This window comes from Acetobacter syzygii (assembly GCF_000964225.1).
Classification (GTDB): domain Bacteria; phylum Pseudomonadota; class Alphaproteobacteria; order Acetobacterales; family Acetobacteraceae; genus Acetobacter; species Acetobacter syzygii.
Genome location: NZ_BAMZ01000032.1, coordinates 1 through 6,017, shown reverse-complemented (window position 1 = coordinate 6,017; position 6,017 = coordinate 1). Strand labels below are relative to the sequence as shown.

The following is a 6,017-nucleotide window of genomic DNA, read 5'->3' as shown; positions in this document are numbered from 1 at the left end:
TTGCTCTGTTGCTCTGTTGCTCTGTTGCTCTGTTGCTCTGTTTCATAAGCAAATTGCGGGAAGGCCTGATAGCCCCCCATTGCGGGGGCGAGGTTTAAATCAATAATATTATTGGTCATGAAAGCTGAAAAACCCTTGTCTCCTCCCAACCCGGGAACGCAGATTACTTGATTGTATGCTATTGCATTAGGGAAAATCCGAGGCATTTGGTAGACGCGCTCGTTGAGTTTACGGTCGTAGTAAAGCCACTGGCGCGTGAATGGGCGGTAGATAGATTGGGTTAGAGCATTTTCTGAAAAATCTAATTGTGCATTCCGTGCAAAATCCTGCTTGAAGCCATCTGACCAACTTATCGTTGTTGGGTCTGTATCAATAAAGCTGGAAAGTGCTTTTTCTCGCTCTTTCCTATTGAGGGAGGGGAAACTATTGTTAAAGCGGTTCAGTTCTGAGTTGTATGTATCAATTGTGGCCTGTACATTCGAGGTTAGGCGGCTTTTCCCTGCATTATAACACCATGCATCACGGGCTGTCGCAATTCCCCGAGAAAATAGCTCAAACAAAACTGGCCCAGCATCTTTTTCTTTACTTCCAATGGAAATAAATTTCCCGAAGCTGTCATCTCTCTGTCTTAGCCAGTCACCATGCTCATCTGGTGTAACGCTCTGCCACAGGTCTGCTTGGGTTAGCCCGTTTATGCTGGCTAGTTCAGCAATTTTTTCTAGCTTCTGATCGCGGGTGAGATAATCCCCGATGTCATGAAACAGGATATGGCCTTGTTCCGTAGCGTCTGGGTTCTTTGCCAGAATGGAAATGGCAATCGGAGCGCGGCTACCGGCATCAAAAATCTTTCCTCCTTCTTTACGGGAGGTTTCACCAGAAGTCCTCTGGTTTCCCCGAAGATGGAACACATGAATGCAAGAGAATTCTTCTGCTAGGCACAATCGTAGGCCATTAGCGGTGTTAGCGTCTAAAAAGCCCGCATTGGTTACAAAGCCAATAACGCCACAATTTCCAATACGGTCAGAAGCCCAGCGGATGGCCCGAATATAGCTGTCGTATAGGGCGCGTTTATTTGTGGCGGTCGTTCGCTTTGCGTAGGTTTCGGCAATGCGGGCATCCAGTGCGGGGTAAGCCACGTTCTGATTATTATCGTTCCCGCTTTCCTGCCCAACAGAGTAGGGCGGGTTGCCCATGATGACGCGGATATCGAGCTTTTTCTGTTTTTTGATACGTTTATTGTTGTCTTCCAGCGTGGAGCCAATCAGGTCATGCGCTTCATTTAGGCGGAAGGTATCTGTCAGGCAAATGCCTTCAAATGGCTCGTATTTCCCCTCCATCAGGTCAGAGAAGGTCGCCTCGATATTGATAGAGGCAATGTAATAGGCCAGTAGGACAATCTCGTTGGCGTGAAGTTCATGTTTGAACTTGTGGAGTAGCTGTTTTTTTGTAATCAGGCTACTTTGCAGCAGGCGGGTAATGAAGGTTCCGGTGCCTGTGAAGGGGTCCATGATATGGACACCCTCGCTGCCCAGTGTCTGGCCGAACTCGCTTTCCAGCACGTCATTGATGGAGTGAATAATAAAGTCCACGACTTCTAGCGGGGTGTAGACAATCCCGAGGCGCTCTTTCAGGCGGGGGAAGGCCTGCTGGAAAAACCCGTCATACAGTTCCTTGATAACCTTTTGCCGACCATAGGCCGTATCTATGCCTGAGGCGCGTTCCCGCACATTGGCATAGAAGTCTTCCAGCGTGTCGGCTTCCTTGTGCAGACTGTGTTTGTCCAGAGCATCCAGAACGGACTGCATGGCTTTGGACATGGGGTTGTCGGAGACAAAGCTGTGGCCTGAGAACAGAGCTTCAAACACCGGACGGGTAATGAGGTGCTGGGCCAGCATCTCGATAATTTCTTCCCGGTTGATGCTGTCATTCAATTCAGAGCGCAGGTCAGAGACGAACTGATCGAACGCAGCACGCGCCTGAACATTTTCGGGGTTATCAAGGATCGTGGTGATACGGGTAATGTGGGTCTGGGCAATCTTGGCAATATCACCAGCCCAGTCTTCCCAGTGGTGGCGGTTACCAACCTTCTTGACGATTTTGGCATAAATGGCGCGTTCGATTTCCCCAACCTCATATTGCATGGGCATCTGCCGCTCATCATCACGGGGCGTAGAGGATTGTTTTCCGAGGTTGTAGGAGGAATGCGCCTTCTGAGTTGTCCCGGTGCTCAGGGCCATCGTTTTCTGAGTAATTTTTTTTGTAACAGCGACAACTTCCATGCGCGATGTATCAGGCTTCGCCTGAAGGTCCATCTTATTAACCATGTTGTCGAAGCGGTCATCGTGAGACCGAAGAGCCTGAAGCACCTGCCAGACCACCTTATAAGCCTGATTATTGTCCAGAGACTGCTCAGGCGGTGTGCCCGCAGGAATGACAACAGGCAGAACCACATAACCCCGCTTTTTGCCGGGTGCATTCCGCATCACGCGACCGACTGACTGCACCACATCAACCTGAGAATTACGAGGTGTCAGGAACAGGACAGCATCAAGGGCGGGAACATCCACACCTTCAGAAAGGCATCGAACGTTGGACAGTACCCGGCAGGTTTTGTCTGGCGTTTCCTCTTTCAGCCAAGAGAGCTTGCCTTCCTTTTCGCTGGCATTCATCCCGCCATCGACATGTTCTGCTTCGCAGGTCAGGTAGGCTCCCGGTTCGATACCGTCCTCTTGCTGGTATTCCTCGACCACTTTCTGGAACATCTCGGCAATCTGAACGGAACTGACCTTGTGGGCGCGCCCTTTGTAGTCAGGAGAGATAACCTGACAGAACGCCACGGCTCGTTTCATAGGCTCGGGGTCTTCCACGCCATCTTGTGACAGACCGATCTTGGCCAGAGCTTTCCAGCATCCGACAATTTTGGCGGCATCATCGACTTTCAGGCCATTTTCGGGGTCGTCCAGAAGCTTCTGAAGCCTTGCGCTGACTGTACCCTCATCAACAGCCAGCACGATGACTTTGTAATCGACCAGTAGTTTGCGTCTGACCGCTTCGGAGAAGGTGATGACATGGAACTCAGGACCAAAAATCTCGGCATTGTTCATGCCATAGACGACGGCTCCTTCCTTTTCAGCTTTCTCTTGAGCCACATCGCCATAGATACGGGGTGTGGCCGTCATGTAGAGACGACGTTGGCCATGCAGGTAATCCTGATTATGGACCTTCACAAAGGCGCTGTCGTTCTCTTCTCCACCAAAGGTCACACCGGTGGTGCGATGGGCTTCATCGCAAACAATCAGATCGAATTCCGGGAAGTCATAGTCTTTCTGAGCCTGATTAATGACATCAATGGAATGATAGGTAGAGAACACTACCGTCATATGGGTGGCGTCATGACGTTTTTGATATTCGGTCGCCAGTCGTTCAGGGTTTGTGGTCGCAGGGTACCGAAGCTCGTGAACCTTGACCTTGATTTCGTCGTCGTTGGACGCCTTCTTTTTTCCCACATCACTGTCTGAACAGACGGCGAAGCTATGAAGGGGAATCTGGCTTTCCTGGGTCCATTCTGTGAGGGATTGGGAGAGCAGGGACAGGCTGGGAACCAGAAACAGGACGCGGCCACCAGCGCCAACCAGTTCTTCTGCCAGTTTCAGGCTGGTGAAGGTTTTTCCTGTGCCGCAAGCCATGATGAGTCGGCCACGGTTATGAGTCTCGAAACCTGCCAGCACGTTCCCGATAGCCGTTTTCTGATGCTCGCGGGGTCTCTTTTTCTCCCGTAGGACAGGCTTCTGTTTCGGCTGATACTGTGACCAGTCGATGACGCTGGTTTCAAGGTCGAGCAGGTCAATCTTGCTAACGGGCGGGTGCTGGTTGGCCAGTGTGTCTTCGGCGTTGCTGTTCCAGTGGTTCGTGGTCGCGACAATGACGCGATGCGAGAACCAGCTTTTGCCGGACGCTGAGAAGAAGGTGTCGATATCCTTTTTGGTTATCTTGTGGTCGGGGGCATAGAATTTGCACTGGATGGCATGGAGATTGCCCGTACCTCGTTCTCTGGCCACAAGGTCGATACCTGTATCCTTGACAGGAAACCCTTCTTCCTTTGCCCATCCCTTGTAGGGCCAGACCTTGTCATAGAGATCGACATAGCTGGGTTCTGTCCGTAGGTAGCAGACGACCAATTCCTCAAAATATGTCCCTTTTTCGCTCTCGGTGACGGCCATATGGCGAAGAGTATCAAGGAGGGTAGAAAGAGCAGACATAAACAGAGGCCTTCAAAGATAAGATATTTCATCTTATCGCTCAACGTCTGTCAGTAAAGTCGTGTCTTTATGACCCTGTAATGTGGAAGGGTGAAATCGCGCTTTTTTTCCACTCTGTCCACCTTTGCATAGGGAAGAAATAAAGACAGTAAACTGCCTTTTTGGGGGTCAACGGGGGAGGTTCCTCCCCCTTGCCAGATGTCGAATGGGTAGCCATTTGACACTGCTGGCTCCCTTTTAAAACGTTCCTTTTTTGAAGGCTGTTTCCGGGTAGCTTATGGCCTCTATGGTTTGTCTGAGATTGGCGGTGGTGATGCCCGTAAGATAGGTTGTGGTGCCCTGACTTTTATGGCTGGCTTCATGACCCAGCAGGCGGTCAATCCATATTTCTCGAATGTCGGCTTTGGCATTTCTGAGCTGAGTCGATACGGTATGCCGGAATGAGTGAAAGGTGATTTCTGCTGGCAGGCCAATCCGGGTTTTAAGCAATGAGAACGCTCGTCCCAGTGCTGCGCCCCTGACACCCTGTTTTGAAGTCTCCAAGCCGGGAATGAGGTATGGGTCGTCTGAGGTATCCTTAAGAGCCAGAATACCGGCTTCAATGAGTTTAGAATGCACGGGCACAATGCGGGTGCCAGCTTCTGTCTTGGGTGCCCAGCCGGTTTCGGGGTGTGGGCGAATGAGGAAGCAAGAGATACCGTCAACGCTTTGGAGGTCTTCTTTCCGTAAGGTGCAGATTTCACCCAGCCGCATACCCGAATAGGCAGCAATAAGGGTGACCAGTCGGAATGTCTGTTCTGGCACGGATGTGCTGTGCCATGAGGCGGACGCCAGCAAAGCGAGTTCCTTTGTCGTCCAGCTTCTCCTGACTATCTTCTGTCCATTCTCAAAATTCCAGCCTGTCCATGGGTTGCGTGTGACCAGTTCGCGCTGGTGTAACTGGTTCCAGAGCGCGGAGAGACGCATCATATGGTTTTTCACGCTCTTGCCACTCAATGTTGGTAAACCTTCCTCTTTGGCTCGCTGTGCTTCTTCTTCAAGGGTAAGGCTGCTTTTACGTTTGCCCAGCGATGCGGGAAGGGAAAACAGCAGGTCACGGAAGGCTCCGGCCTTCTCGCCACCGATAATGGACACAGGAGCATCGCCAAAAGCTTGTAGGAACAGGTCTACGGCGCGTTGGGTCGCTTTCTTGGTGTCAGCACTGGCATGGGGACTGTCCAAGACAAAGCGTTTCAGGGCACCGGAGAGCATTAAAGGTTGGGCTTTGGGTGTTTTGGCTGGTTTCTTCACTGTTCGGGCTTTTGGCATCGGTGCTGACATCGGCAGCAGAAAGCACGCACCGCCATCTGTTCCGCCACCTCATGCGAACTGACGAGAATGAAGAGGTCAGAATAGTGCAGGGCAGGGAATTCGCCCTTGCAGAGGCGGTCAAAGATGCCCGCCACGCCAAACGGCGCTATGGCTTGCGTCACGTTATCCTCAGCCCGGAACAGGCGACATCTCCTGAGACATTCCAGAAGATAGTGACACTCTACCAAAGTGAATTTGGGGCTGACCCACCCTTGATGATTGTGGAGCATCAGAAAAAGCGGGCTGATGGCCAAAGCTATGACCGGCACTGGCATGTGGTGTTTGCTGAAACCCTCGCTAACGGACGCAGTCTGGACTCCCGCTTTATTCGTATCAGGAACGAAAAGGTGGCCCGGTTTACGGAATTGTGAATTGCCCCGGGTTTTGTGGAGACGTTTTTATCTGAAC

The 6,017-nt window shown here is 51.4% G+C and carries 2 protein-coding genes and 1 pseudogene; 1 reads left to right on the top strand and 2 read right to left on the bottom strand.

All coding sequences use genetic code 11. The annotated features are described in order from the left end of the window. The coding region (locus Absy_RS11140) for a DEAD/DEAH box helicase (RefSeq protein WP_084597154.1) at positions 1-4,259 on the bottom strand (4,259 nt) is incomplete at its 3' end. 237 nt (positions 4,260-4,496) lie between these two features. Continuing rightward, positions 4,497-5,546, bottom strand: a pseudogene (locus Absy_RS11135) (tyrosine-type recombinase/integrase); the annotation flags it as partial. Between Absy_RS11135 and Absy_RS11130 the strand changes: the two are divergent. Beyond that, positions 5,528-5,980, top strand: a complete 453-nt coding sequence (locus Absy_RS11130) for a hypothetical protein (protein ID WP_148315551.1) — start codon at positions 5,528-5,530, stop codon at positions 5,978-5,980. The pseudogene Absy_RS11135 and the gene Absy_RS11130 overlap by 19 nt on opposite strands. The last annotated feature ends 37 nt before the right edge of the window (positions 5,981-6,017 follow it).